Consider the following 272-nt stretch of genomic DNA (forward strand, 5'->3'; position numbering starts at 1 on the left):
GAGCGTAAATAGTATCAATTTTTAAACCATTAAACCCGAAATCAAGAGAAGCTTGCGCGGATTCTAAAGCATAGCCTTTTCCCCAGAATTCGGGCATGAAACGATATCCGAGGTCATAGACATTGTTGTAACCATTCACTTCCTGGGTCAGAAGCTTTAATCCACTCCATCCGATGAGCAGGTTGCTTTCTTTTTCGATCACGGCAAGTCTGCCGACACCATTATCTGCATATTGCTGCCGGATCATTTTGATAACGTTTTGTGATTCGCTG

At 43.0% G+C, this 272-nt stretch carries 1 protein-coding gene; it reads right to left on the reverse strand.

The genetic code is table 11. The annotated features are described in order from the left end of the window. Positions 1 to 272 (reverse strand): GNAT family N-acetyltransferase (locus ACPYOJ_RS35415; RefSeq protein ID WP_481420396.1); only part of this gene is annotated, 272 nt, incomplete at both ends.

This window comes from Rhizobium sp. SVR5-9E, assembly GCF_056755095.1.